The organism is Agromyces humi, assembly GCF_009720255.1.
Classification (GTDB): Bacteria; Actinomycetota; Actinomycetes; order Actinomycetales; family Microbacteriaceae; genus Agromyces; species Agromyces humi.
Window position 1 is genome coordinate 1 of the sequence record NZ_WJSP02000735.1, and the last position, 689, is coordinate 689.

Below are 689 nucleotides of genomic sequence, written 5' to 3' on the forward strand. Positions count from 1 at the left end.
AGGGCGGCGCGGCCGCGCACTGGCCGCGCCAGGTCGCCTGGCTCGCCGAGCGGCTGGGTTGAGCGCCATGAGCCGCGGGACGCTCGCGATCGACGCCGGGCAGTCGGGCATCAAGGTGCGGCACGCGGATGCCTCGGGCGTCAGCGAGTGGGCCGGGCCCGGCATCCGCACCGACCTGCCCCTGCTCCCGCAACTGGTGCAGGTCGTCGACCAGGCCGCCGAGGCGGGCCACGCGTTCGACGAGGTCGGATTCGGGGTCTCGGGCCTCACGTCGGAGGAGTCCGACGCCGGCTACCTCCTCGCATCCGCGTCGCAGCACGGGGTGCGTGCCGTGCGGCTCGCCCACGACTCGATCACCGCGTACCTCGGCGCGCTCGGCGACGAGCGGGGCGCGGTCGTGGCATCCGGAACCGGCGTCGTCACCCTTGCCGTCGGACGCAGCGACATCGCCCGCGTCGACGGCTGGGGCTACCTCATGGGCGACGCGGGCAGTGGATACTGGCTCGGGCGGGCGGCGCTGGACGCCGTCATGCGGGCGCACGACGGCCGCGGTGCGACCACCGCCCTGACCGAGGTCGTGCTGGCGGCGTTTCCGGGTTTGGCTGAGCGCCGGTGTGCAGCGGTTGCATGCGGTGTACGCGGGGAGGTTCTCGACGGTGGTGCGGTCCATCATGACCGGCATCTCGAGG

General features: G+C 74.0%; 1 protein-coding gene. It reads left to right on the forward strand.

Annotated features, from left to right (window positions below; translation table 11 throughout):
• Nucleotides 1-67 precede the first annotated feature (67 nt).
• A partial coding sequence (locus GH736_RS23865; protein WP_328596963.1) for a BadF/BadG/BcrA/BcrD ATPase family protein occupies nt 68-689 on the forward strand: 622 nt, incomplete at its 3' end.